Source organism: Nonomuraea roseola (assembly GCF_039535395.1).
GTDB lineage: Bacteria > Actinomycetota > Actinomycetes > Streptosporangiales > Streptosporangiaceae > Nonomuraea > Nonomuraea roseola.
Window position 1 is genome coordinate 5,060,753 of sequence record NZ_BAAAXC010000015.1, and the last position, 19,511, is coordinate 5,080,263.

20 protein-coding genes are annotated in these 19,511 nt (G+C 71.1%); 6 read left to right on the forward strand and 14 right to left on the reverse strand.

Going from position 1 to position 19,511, the window contains the following annotated elements; genetic code table 11:
- Positions 1-34 precede the first annotated feature (34 nt).
- From ABFX55_RS47360 to ABFX55_RS47395, 8 genes are all read right to left on the reverse strand, one after another.
- On the reverse strand, positions 35-988 hold the full coding sequence (locus tag ABFX55_RS47360; protein ID WP_346130548.1) for a helix-turn-helix domain-containing protein: 954 nt from the start codon (positions 986-988) through the stop codon (positions 35-37).
- Positions 989-1,204: 216 nt separating this feature from the next.
- Positions 1,205-2,002: an urease accessory protein UreD gene (locus ABFX55_RS47365; RefSeq protein ID WP_346130550.1), complete on the reverse strand. Its 798-nt coding sequence runs from the start codon at positions 2,000-2,002 to the stop codon at positions 1,205-1,207.
- A 125-nt stretch (positions 2,003-2,127) separates the two neighbouring features.
- Positions 2,128-2,799 (reverse strand): urease accessory protein UreG, encoded by a 672-nt coding sequence (gene ureG, locus ABFX55_RS47370; protein ID WP_346130551.1) that lies wholly within the window; start codon positions 2,797-2,799, stop codon positions 2,128-2,130.
- Positions 2,800-2,811: 12 nt separating this feature from the next.
- The gene (locus ABFX55_RS47375) at positions 2,812-3,483 is read right to left on the reverse strand and encodes an urease accessory protein UreF (protein ID WP_346130552.1); all 672 of its coding nucleotides are present in this window, start codon (positions 3,481-3,483) and stop codon (positions 2,812-2,814) included.
- On the reverse strand, positions 3,483-5,180 hold the full coding sequence (locus ABFX55_RS47380) for an urease subunit alpha (protein ID WP_346130554.1): 1,698 nt from the start codon (positions 5,178-5,180) through the stop codon (positions 3,483-3,485). The genes ABFX55_RS47375 and ABFX55_RS47380 overlap by 1 nt, the downstream gene beginning before the upstream one ends.
- The gene (locus ABFX55_RS47385) at positions 5,173-5,484 is read right to left on the reverse strand and encodes an urease subunit beta (RefSeq protein ID WP_346130556.1); all 312 of its coding nucleotides are present in this window, start codon (positions 5,482-5,484) and stop codon (positions 5,173-5,175) included. Before ABFX55_RS47385 ends, ABFX55_RS47380 begins: the two co-directional genes overlap by 8 nt.
- Entirely contained in the window at positions 5,481-5,783 is a 303-nt protein-coding gene (locus tag ABFX55_RS47390; protein WP_346130558.1) for an urease subunit gamma, read from the reverse strand. Before ABFX55_RS47390 ends, ABFX55_RS47385 begins: the two co-directional genes overlap by 4 nt.
- A 75-nt stretch (positions 5,784-5,858) precedes the next feature.
- Positions 5,859-7,397: an endonuclease/exonuclease/phosphatase family protein gene (locus ABFX55_RS47395; protein ID WP_346130560.1), complete on the reverse strand. Its 1,539-nt coding sequence runs from the start codon at positions 7,395-7,397 to the stop codon at positions 5,859-5,861.
- 278 nt (positions 7,398-7,675) lie between these two features.
- Here ABFX55_RS47395 and ABFX55_RS47400 point away from each other — a divergent pair, with 278 nt between their 5' ends.
- Positions 7,676-8,596, forward strand: a complete 921-nt coding sequence (locus ABFX55_RS47400; RefSeq protein ID WP_346130561.1) for a TAXI family TRAP transporter solute-binding subunit — start codon at positions 7,676-7,678, stop codon at positions 8,594-8,596.
- A gap of 59 nt (positions 8,597-8,655) precedes the next feature.
- On the opposite strand, the gene ABFX55_RS47405 is transcribed toward ABFX55_RS47400, so the two are convergent.
- The 5 genes from ABFX55_RS47405 to ABFX55_RS47425 all read right to left on the reverse strand — a co-directional run bounded on the left by ABFX55_RS47405 (position 8,656) and on the right by ABFX55_RS47425 (position 13,678).
- Complete coding sequence (locus tag ABFX55_RS47405; RefSeq protein ID WP_346130563.1) at positions 8,656-10,068, reverse strand: sensor histidine kinase; 1,413 nt, start codon at positions 10,066-10,068, stop codon at positions 8,656-8,658.
- Positions 10,065-10,727 (reverse strand): response regulator transcription factor, encoded by a 663-nt coding sequence (locus tag ABFX55_RS47410; RefSeq protein ID WP_346130565.1) that lies wholly within the window; start codon positions 10,725-10,727, stop codon positions 10,065-10,067. The genes ABFX55_RS47405 and ABFX55_RS47410 overlap by 4 nt, the downstream gene beginning before the upstream one ends.
- Positions 10,728-10,740: 13 nt before the next feature.
- Entirely contained in the window at positions 10,741-12,054 is a 1,314-nt protein-coding gene (locus ABFX55_RS47415; RefSeq protein ID WP_346130567.1) for an MFS transporter, read from the reverse strand.
- A gap of 325 nt (positions 12,055-12,379) precedes the next feature.
- Positions 12,380-13,366, reverse strand: coding sequence for a GNAT family N-acetyltransferase (locus ABFX55_RS47420; RefSeq protein ID WP_346130569.1), 987 nt, complete (start codon positions 13,364-13,366; stop codon positions 12,380-12,382).
- Between the two features lie 66 nt (positions 13,367-13,432).
- Positions 13,433-13,678: a DUF2630 family protein gene (locus ABFX55_RS47425; protein ID WP_346130570.1), complete on the reverse strand. Its 246-nt coding sequence runs from the start codon at positions 13,676-13,678 to the stop codon at positions 13,433-13,435.
- Positions 13,679-13,716: 38 nt separating this feature from the next.
- On the opposite strand from ABFX55_RS47425, the gene ddaH reads away from it, so the two are divergent.
- On the forward strand, positions 13,717-14,478 hold the full coding sequence (gene ddaH / locus ABFX55_RS47430; RefSeq protein WP_346130572.1) for a dimethylargininase: 762 nt from the start codon (positions 13,717-13,719) through the stop codon (positions 14,476-14,478).
- A 154-nt stretch (positions 14,479-14,632) separates the two neighbouring features.
- Positions 14,633-16,339 carry a 2-isopropylmalate synthase gene (gene leuA, locus ABFX55_RS47435; protein ID WP_346130574.1) on the forward strand — a complete coding sequence of 569 codons (1,707 nt, stop codon included), beginning with the start codon at positions 14,633-14,635 and terminating at the stop codon, positions 16,337-16,339.
- 76 nt (positions 16,340-16,415) lie between these two features.
- Here the strand turns inward: leuA and ABFX55_RS47440 are convergent, their stop codons facing one another.
- A complete protein-coding gene (locus ABFX55_RS47440; protein ID WP_346130576.1) occupies positions 16,416-17,114 on the reverse strand; it encodes a TetR/AcrR family transcriptional regulator in 699 nt (232 codons plus the stop codon).
- 86 nt (positions 17,115-17,200) lie between these two features.
- On the opposite strand from ABFX55_RS47440, the gene ABFX55_RS47445 reads away from it, so the two are divergent.
- From ABFX55_RS47445 to ABFX55_RS47455, 3 genes are read left to right on the forward strand one after another with little or no spacing between them, the layout of a single operon-like run.
- Positions 17,201-17,581, forward strand: a complete 381-nt coding sequence (locus ABFX55_RS47445) for a YrdB family protein (protein ID WP_346130578.1) — start codon at positions 17,201-17,203, stop codon at positions 17,579-17,581.
- A gap of 56 nt (positions 17,582-17,637) precedes the next feature.
- Positions 17,638-18,549: an NAD-dependent epimerase/dehydratase family protein gene (locus tag ABFX55_RS47450; RefSeq protein ID WP_346130580.1), complete on the forward strand. Its 912-nt coding sequence runs from the start codon at positions 17,638-17,640 to the stop codon at positions 18,547-18,549.
- Positions 18,546-19,439: a Gfo/Idh/MocA family protein gene (locus tag ABFX55_RS47455; protein ID WP_346130582.1), complete on the forward strand. Its 894-nt coding sequence runs from the start codon at positions 18,546-18,548 to the stop codon at positions 19,437-19,439. The genes ABFX55_RS47450 and ABFX55_RS47455 overlap by 4 nt, the downstream gene beginning before the upstream one ends.
- Positions 19,440-19,511: the final 72 nt, after the last annotated feature.

The window sequence follows — 19,511 nt, forward strand, 5'->3', positions numbered from 1 at the left end:
GCGGACGGGGCGCCCCGGCGCCATGCGGATCACCTCACGAGGGGATCATGCCGGACTTGGCGGCGTACCAGGCGAGCTGCATACGGCTGTCGGTTCCGGCCAGCTTCATCAGCCGGCGGATCCTGCGTTGCACGGTGCGCTCGCTGGTGCCGAGCCGGCTGGCCACTGTCTTGTCCGGCATGCCGGACAGCAGGTACGTCAGCAGGGCCACGTCGATGTCGTCCCATGCGGGAACCCCCTCGGTCACGCTCGTGGCGGTGAGCCGCAGCGGGGTCGCCGCCTGCCAGACCCGCTCGAAGAGCGCCACCAGCAGGTGGACCAGGGACTGGCCCCGTACCAGGAGGAAACCCGGCCGGACGCTTGCCTGGTCGGGCAGCATCGGCAGCAGCACCGACTCCCGGTCCACGATGATCATTTTGCTCGGCAGCTCGGCGGCGATCCTGATCTCGTACCCGCTCTTGAGGAATCTGCCGATCTCGGCGGGCGCCCGCGGGTCGTCGAGAGCGGCGCGTTCGTAGACGTAACGGTAGGTGGGCAGCGCGTTGGTGGAGTCCTCGAGGTTGACGTCGAGCACGTAGGGGGGCCTGAAGAAGGCCAGCACCTCTCGTCTGGCGCCACGCTCCATGTTGTCGAGCCAGGTGGCGAGCTGTTCCGGCGTGGTGAGCGCCTCTATCTCACCCGCGGGCGAGGCGGCGCCTGTCCGGTAGACCTCCACCAGCTCCGCCAGCCTGCCCTGAACCTGTTGCAGCGCGGCCTGCCGGTGTGCGATCAGCGTGCCGAGTCCGACGTCGGGCGGTACGACCATGTGTAACCCGCTGTCGCCGCGGGTGGCCAGGCCGAGCGCGACGAGCCGGGCCAGGGCGGCTGTCACGGTCGTCACCGGCAGGTCCAGCACCTCGGCCAGGTCGGAGACCGTCATCCGGTGACATCGCAGGAGTTCGACGTAGACGGCCTCCTCCTGCTCGCTGATCCCCAGCCTATTCAGCATCTTTCATCACTTTCTGACCACACATCGCAGCATCTGTCCGGGGCTACTATGCCTCCTGCCCGGTCGCGGGGAACATCCGGGTGATCAAGGAGCGCACGTGCTCCGCCTCCGTCGATGCCGCAGGTGAACGTCAGATCGGGCGGGCTCCCTCGAGGAGGTGCTTCAGGCGAACCAGGCCGCCGCAGCTTCTCGCTGGTCGGCCGGGTGTCCGGGCGGTCACCAGGCGGTCTGGGCCTCGCCCAGGTCGAGGCGACGGCGCAGCTCGACGGCGTCGGCGGCGAGGGCGGAGACGAGCACGCCGGGCCCCGCCAGCGGCAACACGGCCACGCCCTCCGCGACGACACCGCCCCCGCGAACACCCGCCGAGCGCTGGCCTGGCGCGTTCGCGCCGATCGGGCCCTCCGTGGTGGAAGCGGCCTGCCCGGCGGTGAACCCCGCGGGACCGCTCTTCGGGGTGGCCGGGTGCGGGGGCGAGGCCAGGAGGGTGGTGCCGACGCAGCGGGCTGAGCCGTAGATCGCGGACGAGCCGTCGAGCGAGGGGTCGCCGACGGCGAGTTCCTGGCGAAGCAGCGGACGCCCCTCCACCGTGGCGTCGAATTTGGCGACGCAGCGGCCTGGCGCCTCGCCGTACCGGCCGAAGATGATCTCCTCGCGCCATCGCGCCCGCGCGCCCTCGGCCAGGGTGAGCCGTACCACCATGCGGTGCACGCAACCGGCGGCCAGCACGGTCGGCTCAGGCGCGAACGACAGGACGGCGCCCTCTCCGACCCTCGCGGTGATCACCGAGAGCGACTCGCCGTCGCCGGGCAGCACCAGCGTGCTCGCGATCGAGCCGATCTCGAGCCGGGTGCCCGGCGCGACGTCCAGATCGAGCGAGAGGTGGTCGCCGCCGAGGGGGCCCGCCGCCGTGGAGACCAGATGGACGGTGTGCGGGCCCGTCTGGCGCAGCGTGAGCGGCGGGTCGGAGCGCAGCTGAGGCAGGATGGTCCGTCCGCCGGACAACGCGGTGGACACGGCCGCGCTCGCCCGCATCCTCCGCCGCCCCGCCACCTCACCCGCCTCCGGTGCCCGGTGGGAAGGGGCGGCCGGCTGATCTCCCCGGGCGGGAGCCGCTGGATACGTCCGGGGTGGGAGGGACATCAGGCGACGGGAGCGTGCGCGTGAGACCAGTCGTGGACACGCTCGGCGACCCATGCCGCCACCTCGGCCCCGCCACCGCCCTGCCTGATCGAGGTGAAGAGCACCGGCCTGCCCTCCCGTACGGCTCCGGCGTCGCGCTCCATCACACCGAGGTCCGCGCCCACCAGCGGCGCGAGATCGGTCTTGTTGACCACGAGCAGATCCGCGGTCGTCACGCCGGGCCCGCCCTTGCGCGGGACCTTGTCGCCGCCGGAGACGTCCAGCACGAAGATCTGCGCGTCGGCCAGCCCCCTGCTGAACGTCGCGGTCAGGTTGTCCCCGCCGCTCTCCACGATCACCAGGTCGAGCGGGCCGAACCGCTCCTCCAGCGTCTCCACCGCGTCGAGGTTGGCGGCGATGTCGTCGCGGATCGCGGTGTGCGGGCAGCAGCCCGTCTCCACGGCGAGGATGCGCTCGGGGTCGAGCACGCCGGCCCTGCGCAGGAAGTCGGCGTCCTCGGTGGTGTAGATGTCGTTGGTCACCACGCCGAGGCGCAGCTCGGGACCGAGCGCGCGGCACAGCGCCGCCACCAGGGCCGTCTTGCCGCTGCCGACGGGTCCGCCGATGCCCAGGCGCAGGGCGCGGCCGTGGCCGTCGGGTGCGTGGTGGTGGTCCTCGTGGTTGGCGCCCATGGTGGTCCTTTCCTAGGAGGCGAAGAGTCTGAGGCCGGCCCGTGCGTGCCGTTCGGCCAGCAGGTCGAGAGCGGGAGCGGAGGTCGCGGGCAGCACCTCGGCCGCCGCCGCCCGCTCCGCCACGGCGTCGAGGTCGGGGGCGAGGCCGGCGAGCAGGCGGTGCACCTCGACGGGGTCCAGGCCGAGCAGGCGCACCGCGGCCGTGGCCGCTCCCGCCACCGCGTGGTAGGCGGCCGCCACGGCGGCCTCGTCCGGCGGCACTCCCGCCGCGTGCGCCACCGCGCCGAGCGCGACGGGGTGATGGGGGTTCGGTACGGCGAGGGCCAGCTCCTCCAGCACCGGCGAGGGCCACACCCGCCTGGCGACCCTGAGCAGGAGCCTGCCCTGCTGCCGGTTGGCCTCGCGCTGGGCGGGAGAGGCGGTGAGCGCGTCGGCCTCGGCGTCCAGCTCCGCCCAGGTCATGGGGGCAGGCGGAGCGGGGGAGCGGCCGGCGCTACGGCAGGCGGCGACGGTCAGGCCGGCGGCGACCAGGCCCGCGGTGTGCAGGCGCCCCGCGAGGAAGCCGCGCAAGGAGGCGAGGTCGTGCACCGCCCCCGTCTTGACGGCCTGTTCCGCGCCGCCCGAGTGAGCGTGGCCACCGGCGGGCAGACGCGAGTCGGCCAGCAGGAGCAGGGCGGCGCTCATCAGAACAGGAAGTAACGCTGGGCCATGGGCAGTTCCACGGCCGGTGCGGGCTCGATCAGCTCCCCGTCCACCCGCACCTCGAAGGTGTCGGGCGCGATCTCGATCCGGGGCAGCGCGTCGTTGAGGGGCATGGCGTCCTTGCCGCGCCGCCGTACGTCGGCGACGGGAGCCAGGCGGCGACGCACGTCCAGCCGGTCGGCGAGGCCCGACTCCAGCGCGAGGGGGGAGACGAAGTGGAGCGAGGTGGCGGCGGCGGTGACCGGCGACGCGCCGAACATCGGCCTGGGCATGACCGGTTGCGGCGTGGGGATGGAGGCGTTGGCGTCGCCCATCTGCGCCCAGGCGACGACGCCGCCCTTCAGCACCAGTGTGGGCTTCACGCCGAAGAAGGCGGGGTCCCACAGCACGAGGTCGGCCAGCTTGCCCACCTCGACCGAGCCCACCTCGGCGTCGAGGCCGTGCGCGATCGCCGGGCAGATCGTGTACTTGGCGATGTAGCGGCGGGCGCGCAGGTTGTCGTCGAGGCCGCCTCTGCGCGACTTCATGACGTGCGCGGTCTGCCAGGTGCGGATGATCGTCTCGCCGACGCGCCCCATCGCCTGGGAGTCCGAGCCGATCATGGAGATCGCGCCCATGTCGTGCAGGACATCCTCGGCCGCCATGGTGGACGGCCTGATCCGCGACTCGGCGAAGGCCAGGTCCTCGGGGATCGACGGGCTCAGGTGGTGGCAGACCATGAGCATGTCGAGGTGCTCGTCGAGGGTGTTGACGGTGTGCGGCCTGGTCGGGTTCGTGGAGGAGGGCAGGATGTTGTGGTGGGCGGCCACCTTGATGATGTCGGGCGCGTGCCCGCCGCCCGCGCCCTCGGTGTGGTAGGCGTGGATCATCCGGTCGCCGATCGCCTTGAGCGTCGACTCGACGAAGCCCGCCTCGTTGAGCGTGTCGGTGTGGATCGTCACCTGCACGCCTGTCGCGTCCGCCACCGTCAGGCAGGCGTCGATCGCGGCGGGCGTGGTGCCCCAGTCCTCGTGCAGCTTGAAGCCGGAGGCCCCAGCTCGCAGCTGTTCGAGCAGGCCCTCGGTGCTGACCGTGTTGCCCTTGCCGAGCAGCGCGATGTTGACGGGGAAGGAGTCGAGCGACTCCAGCATGTGGCGCAGGTACCAGGCGCCGGTCACCGTGGTCGCCTTGGTGCCCTCGACGGGTCCGGTGCCGCCGCCGACGATCGTGGTGACGCCCGAGCCGATGGCCTCGGTGAGGACCTGCGGGCAGATCAGGTGGACGTGGGAGTCGACGGCCCCCGCCGTGAGGATCTTGCCGTTGCCCGCGAGGATCTCGGTGGAGGGGCCGATGACGATGTCGACGCCGTCCATGGTGTCGGGGTTGCCCGCCTTGCCGACGGCGGTGATCCTGCCGTCCCTGACGGCGACGTCGGCCTTGACCACCCCCCAGTGGTCGAGGATGACGGCGCCGGTGATGACCAGGTCGGCTGCGCCCTCGGCGCGGGTCGCGCGGGCCTGGCCCATGGACTCGCGGATCACCTTGCCGCCGCCGAACACCGCCTCGTCGCCCGCCCCCGACGGCCCCATGGACAGGTCCTCGGTGACCTCGATGAACAGGTCGGTGTCAGCGAGCCTGATGCGGTCGCCCGTGGTCGGGCCGTAGAGGGCGGCGTAGCGGGCGCGTGAGATCTCAGACATCGAGCGGCCCCGCCCACTCGGGGCGCAGCCCCGGCACGATCCGCCGTCCCGCCAGGGGGACGAGCGTCACGTCCCGCTCGACCCCCGGTTCGAACCTGACCGCGGTGCCGGCGGGAACGTCGAGCCGCATGCCCCATGCCGCCTTCCTGTCGAAGTGGAGGCCGGGGTTGGCCGCCGAGAAGTGGTAGTGCGAGCCGACCTGGATCGGCCGGTCGGCGGTGTTGACCACGCGCACCGTCAGGCGCGGCCGTCCAGGGTTCAGCGGGACGGCGCCCGCGGGGTGCTCGTACTCGCCGGGGATCACGGGATCGGCCTGTGCACGGTGACGAGCTTGGTGCCGTCGGGGAAGGTCGCCTCGACCTGCACCGACTCCAGCATCTCGGGCACGCCGTCCATGACGTCGGAGCGGGCCAGCACCTGCCGGCCCGCCTGCATCAGGTCGGCGACGGTGCGTCCGTCCCTGGCCCCCTCCATCAGGAACGACGCGATGAGCGCGGTGGCCTCGGGGTGGTTGAGCCGCAGGCCTCTGGCCCGGCGGTCGCGCGCGACCCCGGCGGCGACGTGGATGAGCAGGCGTTCCTGCTCGTGTGGGGTAAGCCGCATGGCCGGACATTAGAAATGCGCGGTTACCTGGGCGTTGCGCGGCCGTGTCGGAGAGGTTTCGGGCTCAGCGGTCGCTCAGTGGGAGAGGGTGAACACCGTCAGCACCGCCGCGTGGTCGGAGGTCCAGGCGTTGTCCTTGTGGTTCGGGATCGCGGTCGGCGTCCCCTCGACCACCGCGGCCGAGCTCGCCACCTCGAGCGCGCCCTTGTAGTGGATGAAGTCGATGCGGTCCTGCGGCTCGGGCTCGCCCTTGTGGGAGTCGTGCCCGTAGCCCCCCGTGAAGGTGGGGTAGACCGGCGACCAGGTGACGCCCGGCTCGGCGACGGGGTCGGGGTGGGCGACGCGGAAGGAGTCGCGCAGCCCCGCCTGCTCGGGGACGACGGAGGTCGGCCAGGCGACCGAGTCGTAGCCGCACCTCCTGGCGGCGGGGGTCCAGTCGAGGTGGGAGGGGGCGTTGAAGTCGCCCATGAGGAGCACGGGGGTGCGGTCGGCTGACTCCAGGTCGCCGGCCATCGCCCTGACGACGTTCTGGATCTGCGGGGTGCGGCCCGACTGGGCCTCCCTGGCCATCAGCCTGTCGACGGAGTACTTGCCGAAGCAGGCGTCGTAGGGGCCGTACGGCGTGTAGCCCAGGTGGACGTTCCACAGCGCCACCTCGGTGCCGCGCCGGTCGTCGATCCTGATCCGCACGTTCGAGGCGGGCAGTCCCGACTCCGAGGGCAGCGGGCCGCGCGCGGTGATCGGGTAGCGGCTGATGACGCCGAGGTCGGCTCCTGCCTGGTAGTAGTCCCAGCCGAGCGCCTCGCCCAGCTCCTTCGCGGAGGTGCCGCTGCTCTCCTGCAGGCCGACGACGTCGATGTCGCGCTCGAGCAGGAACTTCAGCTGCTTCTCCCTGCCGCCGCGCACCTGGCTGCCGCCGTGCCAGAGGTTCCAGCTCAACGTCTTCAGCTCGGGCACCAGCGGCGCTCCTGGAGGCCTGACCTCGACGCTGACCTGCGCGGTCGCGCTCTCGCCCGCGGCGCCCCTGGCCTCGACCGTGGCGGTGGCCGTCTTGGACGAGGCGGAGGCGGGCGGCGTGCCGGTGATCGTGCCGTCCTGGCCGACGGACAGCCAGTCTGGGCCGCTGACCTTGCGGAAGCCGGAGACCTCGCCCCTGACCAGGCCCCGGACGGTGGCGGCGTAGGGGCTCCTGGCGCGGGCGTTGCGCAGCGGGATCGATGACGTCACGAAGCGGAGGGGCTCGCTGCTCACGATCCTCAGCCTGGCGGGCTGGGCGAGCCAGGCGTAGCCGTCCTCGGCCAGGGCGTAGGCGACGTAGTCACCGGGCTCGAGGCCGTCCGTGTCGAGCCGGGCCGTGCCGCTGCCGCTCGGGATGTAGGCCCACTTGAGCGAGGGGCCGACGTACTTCTGGTCGACGGGGCCGTTGCCGGGGTCGGTGTAGAGGCCGATCCAGTTCTTCGGGTGGGGCGCGGGGGTGGAGTAGGTGAACGTGATCGCGTCGCCTGCCTTCACGGAGGCGGAGGCGGGGGTCAGCGTGCCGTCGGGGGCGGCCCACGCCGCTGCGGGCGTCGCGGTGAGGGCCAGGGCCGCGAGGACGGCGATGGCGAGGCGCATGGAGGCTCCTTGTGCGTAGATGAGCGGGAGAAGCGTCTCGCGGGCAAGTAAAGACCAGATGTACACAGTCTGGCTAGCCCATTGCGATCTCCAACTGGACAAGCGTGTGCAGCTTGTCTGGACAAGTGCGCGCAGCGTTGTGGTGATCAGGCCCAGCCTGCCGATCCCCGGTCCGCCGTCCTCGACGCGAGCCAGGTCGTGCGCGCGGGCTCCTCGGAGGAGCTGAAGGAAGGGAGGTCAGCCGCATGCCGGCCGTCTGAGCGGATACCTTGGAGGGCATGCCCACCACCCGCCGTGCCTTCCTCGCCATGGCCGGGGGCGTGGTCGCGGGGTGCGCGGGCTGTTCGGCGGGCGCGGAGGAGCCCGCCGCGCTGCGCTTCGCCACCGGGCCGACCGGCGGTCCCTACGAGGTGCTCGGCGACAGGCTCGCCACCGAGCTGAGGCGGCGCGGCCTCACCGTGCGCGTGGTCAAGACGGCCGCGAGCATCGAGAACCTCGCCATGCTCGCCGACGGCAGGGCCGACCTCGGCCTGTCGCTGGCCGACAGCGCCGACGAGGCGGTGCGGGTGCGCCGCGCCCCCGTCTCGGCGCTGGCCAGGATGTACATGAACTACGTCCACCTCGTCGTGCGCAAGGACTCCGGCATCCTGCGGATCGAGGACCTCGCCGGCCGCGCGGTCTCCATCGGCGCGCAGGGCTCGGGCACCGCCTTCACCGCCGAACGGGTGCTGGCGAAGGCGCCGCTCAAGGAGCCCGCCCGCACCTCCCGCATCGGCCTCGACGAGTCGCTCGGCACGCTGGCGGCAGGTGGCGTCGACGCCTTCTTCTGGTCAGGCGGCGTGCCCACGCCCGCGCTGGCGCGGGCCAGGCGCTCCATCAGGCTGCTCCCGCTCGACACGCTGGTCCCCGAGCTGCGCAGGGCGTACGGCCCGCTGTACGAGAGCGCCGTCGTGCCCGCCGAGGAGTACGAGCTGCCGGGCCCCTTGCCCACCATCGGCACGCCCAGCTACCTCGTGTGCGCGACGAGCCTGCCCGACGAGGTCGCCTTCTCCGTCACCGAGACCATGTTCGCCAGCCGCGACAGGCTGGAGGCCCCCGACGCGCCGGGCGGCAGGCTCGACAGGCGCTACGCGATCGGCACGGGAGCCGTCCCGCTGCACGAGGGCGCCGCCCGCTACTACCGCTCGGTGTACGGCTGAGCCGGCACCACCCCGTGTCCGGCTGCGCCGGCACTACCCCGTGTCCGGCTGCGCCGGCACTACCCCGTGTCCGGCTGCGCCGGCACTACCCCGTGTCCGGCTGCGCCGGCACTACCCCGTGTCCGGCTGCGCCGGCACCGCCCCGTGTCCGGCTGCGCCGGCCTCAGCTCCACCACCAGCCCGTGCGGCTCGTTCCGCCCGAGTGCGAGCGTCGCCCCGCACGCCTTGGCCAGCTCGGCGGCGATCGCCAGGCCGAGCCCGCTGCCAGGCACGTTCGCGTGCGCGCCCGCCCGCCAGAACCTGCCGATCGCCTGAGAGCGCTCCTCCTCGGGCAGCCCGGGGCCGTCGTCGGCGATGCGCAGCACGCCCTCGCGCAGGGTCACGGTGACCGTCCCGCCGGGAGGGACGAACTTCTGGGCGTTGTCGAGCGCGATGTCGGCGATCCTGGCCACCGCCTCGGGCGCGACCAGCGACGCGGGCAGCTCCAGCGTGAGCTGCTTGGCCGCGTAGACCTCCCGCCACCCGGCAAGACGCGGAGCCAGCTCGGCCACCCTGTCGAGCTCGCCCGTGACCGCGCCCGCCTCGACCCTGGCCAGAGCGAGAAGGTCCTCCACGAGCCCCGCCAGGCGGTCGACCTCGGCCAGCGCCTCCTCGAACTCGGCCGTGCCCTCGCTGCGCAGGTGCGGCTCCAGGTTCTCCAGCCGCAGCGACAGCACGGTCAGCGGGGTGCGCAGCTCGTGTGAGGCGTCGGCCACGAAGGCCCGCTGCCTGTCGAGCGTGGAGGAGACCGCGTCGGCCATCGCGTTGAAACGCTCCTCGAGCCGCCGCAGCTCCGAGGGGCCGACGCCGTGGTGGGCGCGGGCGTCGAGGTGGCCTTCGGCGATGGCCTGCGTGGTGCGGTCGAGCTCGGTGACGGGACGCAGGATCCACCTGGCCAGACCCCTGGCCGCCAGCACCGAGTAGCCGAGCGCCACCAGCGCGCCGAGTGCCAGGCCCGCCCAGACCAGGGACACGTCCGCGCGGGCCTGGGCGGTCGGGGCCAGCAGCAGCACCACGCCCGACAGCTGCGCGTCGCGGCCGGCCGGCTCGGCGACGAGCACGTGGGAAGGGCCGAACGGGCTGATCGTCGGCAGGTCCTCGGTGGTCTGACCCCCCAGGGCCAGGCGGACGGCGGCCGAGGTGTCCACGCTCATGTCGCCGGCGTCGACGAGGTTCTCACCCTCGCGGTTCTTGACCACGACGGCGGCGCCGTACAGGTCGCTGTAGCGGATGACCTCCGCCGTGAGCGCCGTACGGTCGCCCTCGCGGGCGGCCTGGTCGGCCAGCTCGGCGAAGCGGGTGGCATCGGCGCGCCGGTCGAGCAGGAGCCGGTTGGTGCGGTGCGAGGCGTAGGCCAGCCCGAGAGGGACGGCCAGCGCCGCGATCATCAACACGATCAGCGTGGTGAACGTGACGACGAGCCTGGCGTTCACTGCCCGCCCAGCCGGTAGCCCGTGCCGCGCAGCGTCTCGACCAGGCCGGGGCGGCCCGTCTTGGCGCGCAGCCCCGCCACGTGCACGTCGAGCGAGCGGGAGGCCGACAGCAGCGGGTCGCCCCACACCTCGTCGAGGATCTCCTCGCGGCTGCGGACCACGCCGGGCTGCCTGGCCAGCAGCGCGAGCACGTCGAACTCGCGCCTGGTCAGCGTCACGGCCTCGCCGTCGACGCTGACCTGTCGCGTCTCGAGGTCGATGCGGACGTCCCCGACGGTCACCACGTGGTCGCGGGCCGGCATGGGGCGGGTGCCCCTGCGCACGACCGCCTCCATGCGGGCCATCAGCTCCGCCGTACGGAACGGCTTGATGAGGTAGTCGTCGGCGCCCGAGCGCAGCCCCCGCAGGACCTCGCGCTCCTCGGTGCGCGCGGTCACCACGATGATCGGCACCGCGGAGACCCGCCGGACGCGGCGCAGCGCCTCGAGCCCGTCCATGTCGGGCAGACCGAGGTCGAGCAGGACGAAGTCGACGCCCCCCGCCAGGCGGAGGGCGTCGACGGCCAGCCCCGCGCGCACGATCTGGTGACCGTGCCGCGACAGGGCTGTTGTCAGGGCGGCCGCGAGCCGGTCGTCATCTTCGACCAGGAGCACTCGCATGTCGTTCAGGGTATTAGGCGCGAACGAGCTCCGGTCCCGTCTGCTCACTGGACGACAGCGCGGCGTCGCGGGTCTCGCGCATCGTGAAGTACACGACCAGAGAGACGGCCGCGCAGCCCGCGACGTACCAGTAGAAGCCGGACTCGATGCCCGCGTCCTTGAACCACAGCGCCACGTAGGGGGCCGTGCCGCCGAACAGCGCGTTGGCGATCGCGTACGGCAGCGCCACACCCAGCGCCCGCACGTTCGTCGGGAACAGCTCGGCCTTGACCACCGCGTTGATCGAGGTGTAGCCGGTGATGATGATCAGCCCGACCAGTGACAGCACCAGCGCGCCCCCGAAGCCGCTGACGCCGGACAGTGCGTACATGAGCGGCACCGTGCCGAGCATGGAGCCGAAGCCGAAGGTGATCAGCAGCGGACGGCGGCCGATCCTGTCGGACAGCGCTCCGGCCAGCGGCTGGATGCACATGAAGATGAACAGCGCGCAGAAGCTGACCAGCGTCGCCGTGGACTTCGGCAGGCCCGCGGTGTTCGACAGGTAGGTCGTGAGGTAGGTCGTGTAGGTGTAGTATGCGACCGTGCCGCCCATGGTGAGGGCGATGACCAGGAAGAACTCACGCTTGTGCGTGAACAGCAGGCGCAGGGTGCCGCGCTCGGGCTGCGCGCCCTTGTTGTCCTCGTCGAAGACCTCGGTCTCCATGAGGCTGCGGCGCAGGTAGAACACCACGGCCGCGGCGAGGGCGCCGATGATGAACGGGATGCGCCAGCCCCACGAGGTCAGCGCCTCCTCCGACATCGTGTTCTGCAGGATGATCTGCAGGCCGAGACCGACCAGCTGACCGGCCGTCATGGAGACGTACTGGAAGCTGGAGGCGAAGCCGCGCTTGCCCGCGGGGGTGGCCTCGGTGAGATAGGTGGCGCTGGCGGCGTACTCACCGCCGACCGAGACGCCCTGCAGGAGGCGGGCCACCAGCAGGACCACGGCGCCGAAGTAGCCGACCGACTCGTACGTCGGGGCGATGGCGATCAGGAGCGCGCTGGCCGACATCAGCGTCACGGTCATCGTGAGCGCCGCCTTGCGGCCCTTCCTGTCGGCGTAGCGGCCGAGCAGCCAGCCGCCCACCGGTCGCATGAGGAAGCCGACCGCGAAGATGCCGAGAGTGTTGAGGAGCTGGGCAGTGGTGTTGCCCTTGGGGAAGAACGCGCTCGCGAAGTAGACGGCGAAGCTGCTGTAGACGAACCAGTCGTACCACTCGACCAGGTTGCCGATCGAACCGCCGAGCACCGCCTTCCAAGGCGTGCGCGCGGCTGCGTGAGTCGTCAAGGGGGACCTCCAGCGAGAGTCGTTGCAGGTCGTAGGCTCTCCGCGGAAGGTTGTTCCGTCCAGGGGGATGGCTGGTTATCTAACGTCCGCTTAACACAGGGGAAATCAGCGCAGGGGAGGATCGGCTCTTTTGATCCTTCCGAGCGCGAGATCGGGCCACCACGTGCCGCCTGGCGGGTCCACCCGCCGGTAGACGCGCGGGAGCCCGCGGGGTCACGGCCGAGGTAGACGGCTCCCATGCCGCCTGCGCCCAGCCTGCCGAGCAGCTCGTAAGGGCCCACACGGCGCGGCTCACTCCCGGTCAAGGGGAACATATCCGGCTGGATTAGACCTCCAGCTGCCACGCGTTCCATTCGTCGATCAGCTCGAATCCCATCGCCTCGTTGATCGCCAGCATGTGCGCGTTGGAGGTGGCGTTCCAGGTGATGATGCGCGCCACGTCCGGCTCCATCTCCCTGAACCACAGCAGGTTCGACACCTTCAGCACCGTCCCGAGCCTGTGTCCCCTGTGCTCGCGCAGGACGACGGTGTCGGCCTGGCGCCCCCAGCCGTCGGGCTGGGCGAGGTCGACGTAGACGCGCGTGTAGCCGGCGGGCGCTCCGTCGGAGTCGCGTCTGGCGAGCATGCTGTAGGTGAGCTGCGCGAACTCGGAGTCGAGCGCCTCCGAGGCGGCGATGCGCGAGGTGTCCCACTTCATGTCGTCCACGTCGTCGCTCTGGGGCGCGTCGTTCATGCCCTCCATCATCAGCACCAGGTCGTCGTGGAGCTCGGGCGGCGCGGCGCCGATCCAGCGTTCGAGCCGGTAGCCGCCGGCCCGCGCCTCCGCCTCCCCGAGCATGCGTTCGAGCCGGTGCCAGTCGGCCGTGCGGAGGTCGAGCATCCTGCGCGCCTCGCCGAGCGAGGCGGTGAAGCCCCTCGCGCGGGCGAAACCCGCGGCGGGGTCCTTCGTCTCACCTTCGGTGACCAGCAGGCGGCGGCCGGCCGTACGGAGCCTGTCGGCGGCGTGGGCGAGCAGCGCGGTGCCGAGGCCCCTGCGCCGGCGCTCGGGCCTGACCACCAGCGGGCGCAGCTCCCCCAGGTGGGTGTTGTCGGACATCGGCAGCTCAAGGCCGTACCCGGCCACCACCACGCCGTCCTCGACGACCGCCCACGCCTCCAGGAGATCGCCGGGAAGACCGCGCGAGACCATCCTGGTGAAGTCGGGCAGCGACATCCGGGGGCCCTGGAGGTGGGCGAAGGCCGCCTGGTGCGCGTCGTGCAGTCCTGCCAGCAGGTCACCGGGTCGGTCGAGGTCGACGCTCTGGATGTCCATCTGCCCAGGCAACCCCACGCCTGCCCGCTCCCGCCACTGGTTTACCCCGAGGTCGGTCGCGTGGTCCTACTGCTGGTAGTTCTCCACCTCGCCGGCAGGGCGGGGGGCGGCGTTGTCGGGGTCCTCGCCGACGCCGCGGCGGGCTCTGCGCTGGCGGAGCAGGTCCCAGCACTGGTCCAGCGCCACCTCCAGCTCCTTGACCCTCGCGTTCTCCTCGTCGGTCGTGACCTCGCCCGCGGCCAGCCTGCCGCGCAGCTCGTGCTCCTCGCTGACGAGGGCGTTGATCCTGCTGAGAATCTCGTTGTCCCGCATGGACCAGACTCTAGCCACCACGTGGTAGAAAGCCTCCTATGTCTGGTATTGCGCTGGTCAGAACGCCAGGACCCCGGGTGGCGGAGGGAATCGTCACCAACATCGAGCGGGAGCCCGTGGACGCCGAGCTGGCCGCTCGCCAGCACGCCGCCTACGTGCGCGCGCTGGAGGAGAACGGCTGGCGCGCCGAGCACGTCGAGCGCGCCGACGAGCTGCCCGACGGGCCCTTCGTCGAGGACACGGTCGTGGTGTGCGCGGGCAGGGCCGTGCTCACCAGGCCGGGAGCGCCCGAGCGGCGGCCCGAGGTGGAGAGCGTGGCGGCGGCCGTCAGGAAGCTGGATCTGGAGATCAGGCGCATCGAGGGGGAGGGCACTCTCGACGGAGGCGACGTGCTCCAGGTCGGCTCGCGCGTCTACGTCGGCAGGTCGGCCAGGACCAACGACGAGGGCATCGCGCAGCTGGCCGCGCACCTGCCCGAGCGGGAGGTCGTCCCCGTGGAGCTGCGCGGCGTGCTGCATCTGAAGTCGGCGGTGACCGCGCTGCCCGACGGCACGCTCATCGGCGACCCGGCCTGCGTGGACCTGCAGGACCTGCTCGTGCCCGAGGAGGAGTCCGGCTCCCACGTGGTGCTGCTCGGCGGCGACCGCGTGCTGATGGCCGCCTCGGCGCCGGCGACCGCGGCCACGCTGGAGAGGCGGGGCCTGGAGGTGGTCAGGGTGGACATCTCGGAGTTCGAGAAGCTCGAAGGATGCGTGACGTGCCTGTCCGTGCTCGTCCGATCTCGCGATGTGAGATCTTGACGCTCGCATTCCGCACGGTCTGGTAGCGTGCTTGACATGCTGCATGGACTGCTTCTTAGCTGCCGCGGCGGGGGCCTCTAAAGGCCGGCTCCCTCGTCGCGGAGCGAGTCATGCGCGTCGGCCGCTTCGATCCGACCGACGAGGGATATCCGAGATGACCGCTCAGCAGCCCAGTTCCATGCCCATCCAGCGTTACCAGCCGTTCGAGCCCATCAGGCTGACCGATCGCACCTGGCCCGACCAGGTCATCACCAAGGCACCGCGCTGGTGCGCGGTCGATCTGCGTGACGGCAACCAGGCGCTGATCGACCCGATGGACTCCCACCGCAAGCTCAAGATGTTCGAGCTGCTGGTCTCCATGGGTTACAAGGAGATCGAGGTAGGCTTCCCCGCCGCCTCGCAGACCGACTTCGACTTCGTCAGGCAGATCATCGACGAGGGCCGCATCCCCGACGACGTCGTCATCCAGGTGCTGACCCAGGCCAGGCCCGAGCTGATCGAGCGGACCTTCGAGTCCATCCAGGGTGCCAAGCAGGCCATCGTGCACCTGTACAACTCCACCTCCACGCTGCAGCGGCGCGTGGTGTTCGGCCAGGACCGCGACGGCATCACCGCGATCGCCGTCGAGGGCGCCAAGCTGGTGCGCAAGCTGGCCGAGGCCAGCGACGTGGACGTCCACTACCAGTACTCACCCGAGTCGTTCACCGGCACCGAGCTCGAGTACGCGGTCGAGGTGTGCAACGCGGTCAACGACGTGTGGCAGCCCACCCCCGACCGCAAGGTGATCGTCAACCTGCCCGCGACCGTCGAGATGGCCACGCCCAACGTCTACGCCGACCAGATCGAGTGGATGCACAGGAACCTGGCCTACCGCGACTCCGTCATCCTGTCGCTGCACCCGCACAACGACCGCGGCAGCGCCGTGGCCGCCGCCGAGCTGGGCTACATGGCGGGCGCCGACCGCATCGAGGGCTGCCTGTTCGGCAACGGCGAGCGCACGGGCAACGTCTGCCTGGTGACCCTGGGCATGAACCTTTTCTCGCAGGGCGTCGACCCCGAGATCGACTTCAGTGACATCGACGAGATCCGCCGCGTCACCGAGTACTGCAACCAGCTGCCCGTGCACCCGCGCCACCCGTGGGGCGGCGAGCTGGTCTACACCGCCTTCTCCGGCTCCCACCAGGACGCCATCAAGAAGGGCTTCGAGCACATGGAGGCCGATGCGGCCGCCGCGGGCGTGCCCGTCGACTCGTTCACCTGGGCCGTGCCGTACCTGCCGATCGACCCCAAGGACATCGGCCGCACCTACGAGGCGGTCATCAGGGTCAACAGCCAGTCGGGCAAGGGCGGCGTCGCCTACATCATGAAGGCCGACCACCAGCTCGACCTGCCGCGCAGGCTGCAGATCGAGTTCTCCAAGGTCGTGCAGGCGCGCACCGACGCCGAGGGCGGGGAGATCTCGCCTTCGGCGATGTACGACATCTTCACCGACGAGTACCTGCCCAACCCGGCCAACAGGTGGGGCCGGCTCGGCCTCATGGCACACCGGCACGAGTCCACGGTCGACGACAAGGACCGCATCAGCGCCGACGTGCGCATCGACGGGGAGATCCGCGAGGTCGCGGGCACGGGCAACGGCCCCATCTCGGCCTTCATCGACGCGATCTCGTCGATCGGGTTCCAGGTGCGCGTCCTCGACTATGTGGAGCACGCGATGAGCGCGGGCAGCGACGCCAAGGCGGCCTCCTACCTGGAGTGCGACGTCAACGGCGAGGTGCTGTGGGGCGTCGGCGTCGACGGCAACACCACGACGGCCTCGCTCAAGGCGATCATCTCGGCGGTCAACCGCGCCTCACGCTGACCGCGGTTCTCCGAGGGCGCGTGTCCCGCGCCCTCGCCCCCTGCGCCGCCCTCGCTGAGCGAGGGCGGCGTTTCGGTCAGGTGAGGCCGATGTAGTGGGCCAGCGAGAGGGCGCCGTGCTCGAACGTGGCCGCCCTCTCGCTGATCACGTTGTTGTACATCCCGAACAGCTCGAAGCTGACCGCCCCGTACACCCAGGTCCAGGCGTGCAGCCCGCGCAGGATGACCTCGTCGGGCACCCCCACGAAGATCGTCTCGCGCAGTGCCTCGGCGTCGTCGTGGAAGCCCACCGGCGCCCGCGTGTCCTGCGGCACCGTGATCGCGCCCGCCGCGTGAGCGTCCGCGATCAACCGGCCGAACATCACCCCGTCGCGTGAGGCCGGGTCGACGGTGTCGGCCGGCGCCTGGTAGCCGGGAACAGGGGTGCCGTGGATCAGCGCGTACTCGTGCGGGTGGGCCAGCGCCCACTCCCTGATCGACCTGGTCATCGCCAGCCAGCGGCCGGTGAAGTCGTCCCTGGCGCAGCCAGCGTCCGCCTGCTCGACCGCGTCGCCGATCGCGTTGTAGGCGTCGATGATCAACGCCGTCAGCAGGTCGTCCTTGGTCGGGAAGTAGCGGTAGATGGCGGACGAGACCATGCCCATCTCCCGCGCCACGGCCCGCAGCGACAGGCCCGCGGCGCCCTCGGTCGACAGGTGCCGCCTGGCGATGTCGGTGATCTCCTTGATCAACTCCGCGCGGACACGTTCTCTGGCTGTACGGCTGGCGGTGGTCATGCGCTCACGCTACCAGAGCGCTGCCAATAAACGAGAGCACTGCTCTTGACGACAGGTGCTCTTATGGGAGAGCATTGCTCTCGTAAGTGAACGGCAATCACGAAGAGGTGCACATGCTCGCCATGGCCAAGGGTGCCAACATGCTCCTGATGTTCCTGCTGGAGATCGGCGTGCTGATCTCCGTTGGATACTGGGGGTTCACGCTCAGCACCGGCTGGGCGGTGAAGTTGCTGGCGGGGATCGGCGCCCCTGTGCTGTTCGCGGTGCTGTGGGGGCTGTTCGCCGCCGGTGGCGGGACCAACGCCACCTACCCGCTGACCGGGATCGCGAGAGGACTGTTCGAGATCGCCTGGTTCGGCGGTGGAGCGCTGGCCCTCTACCTGGCCGGCGCCGCGGCCCCCGCCGCGATCCTGGCCGTCGCCTTCGCCGTCAACGCGGTCCTCCGGCTGGTCTGGCAGCAGTCCTGAGCCTGTCCGTTCGAGTGGTTTTCTTCAGCTGACGTTCTTCGGAAAGAGAGTTGATCATGGGTAAGCACATCGTCGTCGGAGCAGGGCAGGTCGGACCGCACGTGGCGCGCAGGCTGATCGCGCAGGGTCACGAGGTCGTCGTCGTCACCCGTTCGGGCAGTGGTCCGGAGGAGGCCACGAGAATCGCGGCGGACGTCACCGACCACGCCAGGATGATCGAGATCTCCAAGGGGGCCGACGCGATCTACAACTGCGTCAACCCGCAGTACCACCGCTGGCTCACCGACTGGCCGCCGATGGCCGCCTCCTTCATGGCCGCGGCCGAGGCGAGCGGGGCGGTGCTGGTGGCGCTGGGCAACCTCTACCCCTACGGTCCTGTGCGCGGTCCGATGACCGAGGACCTGCCGCTGGCGTCCACCAACCCGAAGGCACAGGTCAGAGCCAAGATGTGGAACGACATGCGGGCCGCGCACGAGGCCGGCAGGATCAGGGCGGTCGAGATCAGGGGCTCGGACTACTTCGGCCCCGGCACCACCGACCAGTCGTACCTGGGCGACAGGTTCATCGTGCCGCTCAAGGCCGGCAAGACCGTGCCGCTCATCTGGCCCGCCGACATCCCGCACAGCTGGACCTACCTGCCCGACGTGGCCGAGGCGCTGGTCGTCGCGGCGGGCGACGAGCGGGCGTGGGGCAGGCCGTGGCACGTGCCGACCACCGAGCCGCAGACGTTCAGGCAGCTGGGCGAGCGGATGGCGGCCATCCTCGGCAGGCCCGCGCCGAAGCTGATGCAGCTGCCGTGGCCGCTGATGCGCGCGGTCGGCCTGTTCAACCCGATGATCGGTGAGCTGCGGCACACCCGCTACCAGTTCGTCGCGCCGTACGAGCTCGACTCCTCGGCCTTCACCGCCACCTTCGGCGTCAAGCCCACGCCTCTCGACCAGGCGCTCCGCACTACGCTCGGGGCATGAAGATTGCCATGATCGGGCTCGGCGACATCGCGGAGAAGGCCTACCTTCCCGTGCTGTCCGCCCAGCCCGACCTCGACCTGCATCTGTGCACGCGAAACGAGCGGACGCTGCGCCGCCTCGGCGACGCCCACCGCGTCGCCGAGCGGTCCACGTCGGTCGAGGAGGTGATCAAGGCGGGCGTCGACGCGGCCTTCGTCCACGCGGCCACCGAGGCCCACAGCGAGATCGTGGAGCCGCTGATCAGGGCGGGGGTGCAGGTCTACGTGGACAAGCCCATCGCCTACACCCTGGAGGAGACCCGCCACCTCGTACGGCTGGCCGCCGACGAGGGCGTCTCGCTCATGGTCGGCTTCAACAGGCGTCACGCGCCCGGCTACACCGCCCTGATGGAGCTCTCACGGCACCTGGTGCTCATGCAGAAGAACCGCCCCTCCCTGCCCGACACGCCCAGGCGAGCGGTCTTCGACGACTTCATCCACGTGGTCGACACGCTCCGCTTCCTCGCACCCGGTCCCGTCACGGAGCGGCGGATCAGAACCAGGATGCGCGAGGGGCTGGTGGAGCACCTCGTGCTGGAGCTGTCGGGCGAGGGGTTCACCGCCCACGGCGTCATGAACAGGATCGGCGCCGCCTCGGAGGAGAGCGTCGAGGTGCTGGGCGACGGGGTGAAGCGGCGGGTGGTCAACCTCGGTGACGTGGTCGACTACGCCCCCGAGGGGGAGCGGCTCGTGCGGCGGCCCGACTGGGCGCCCGTCTCGCGCCAGCGGGGGATCGAGCAGGTGTGCCTGGCGTTCCTGTCGGCGGTGCGAGAGGGAGAGGTGATCAGCGCGGAGGACGCGCTGGTCACCCACGAGATCTGCGAGGACATCGTCGCCGCCTGCCACTCCTGAAAGCCGCCCGCGCCCCCCGAGGCAGCGAAAGCCGCCCGCCCCCCGAGGCGCGACAGCCGCCTGAGGGCGCCG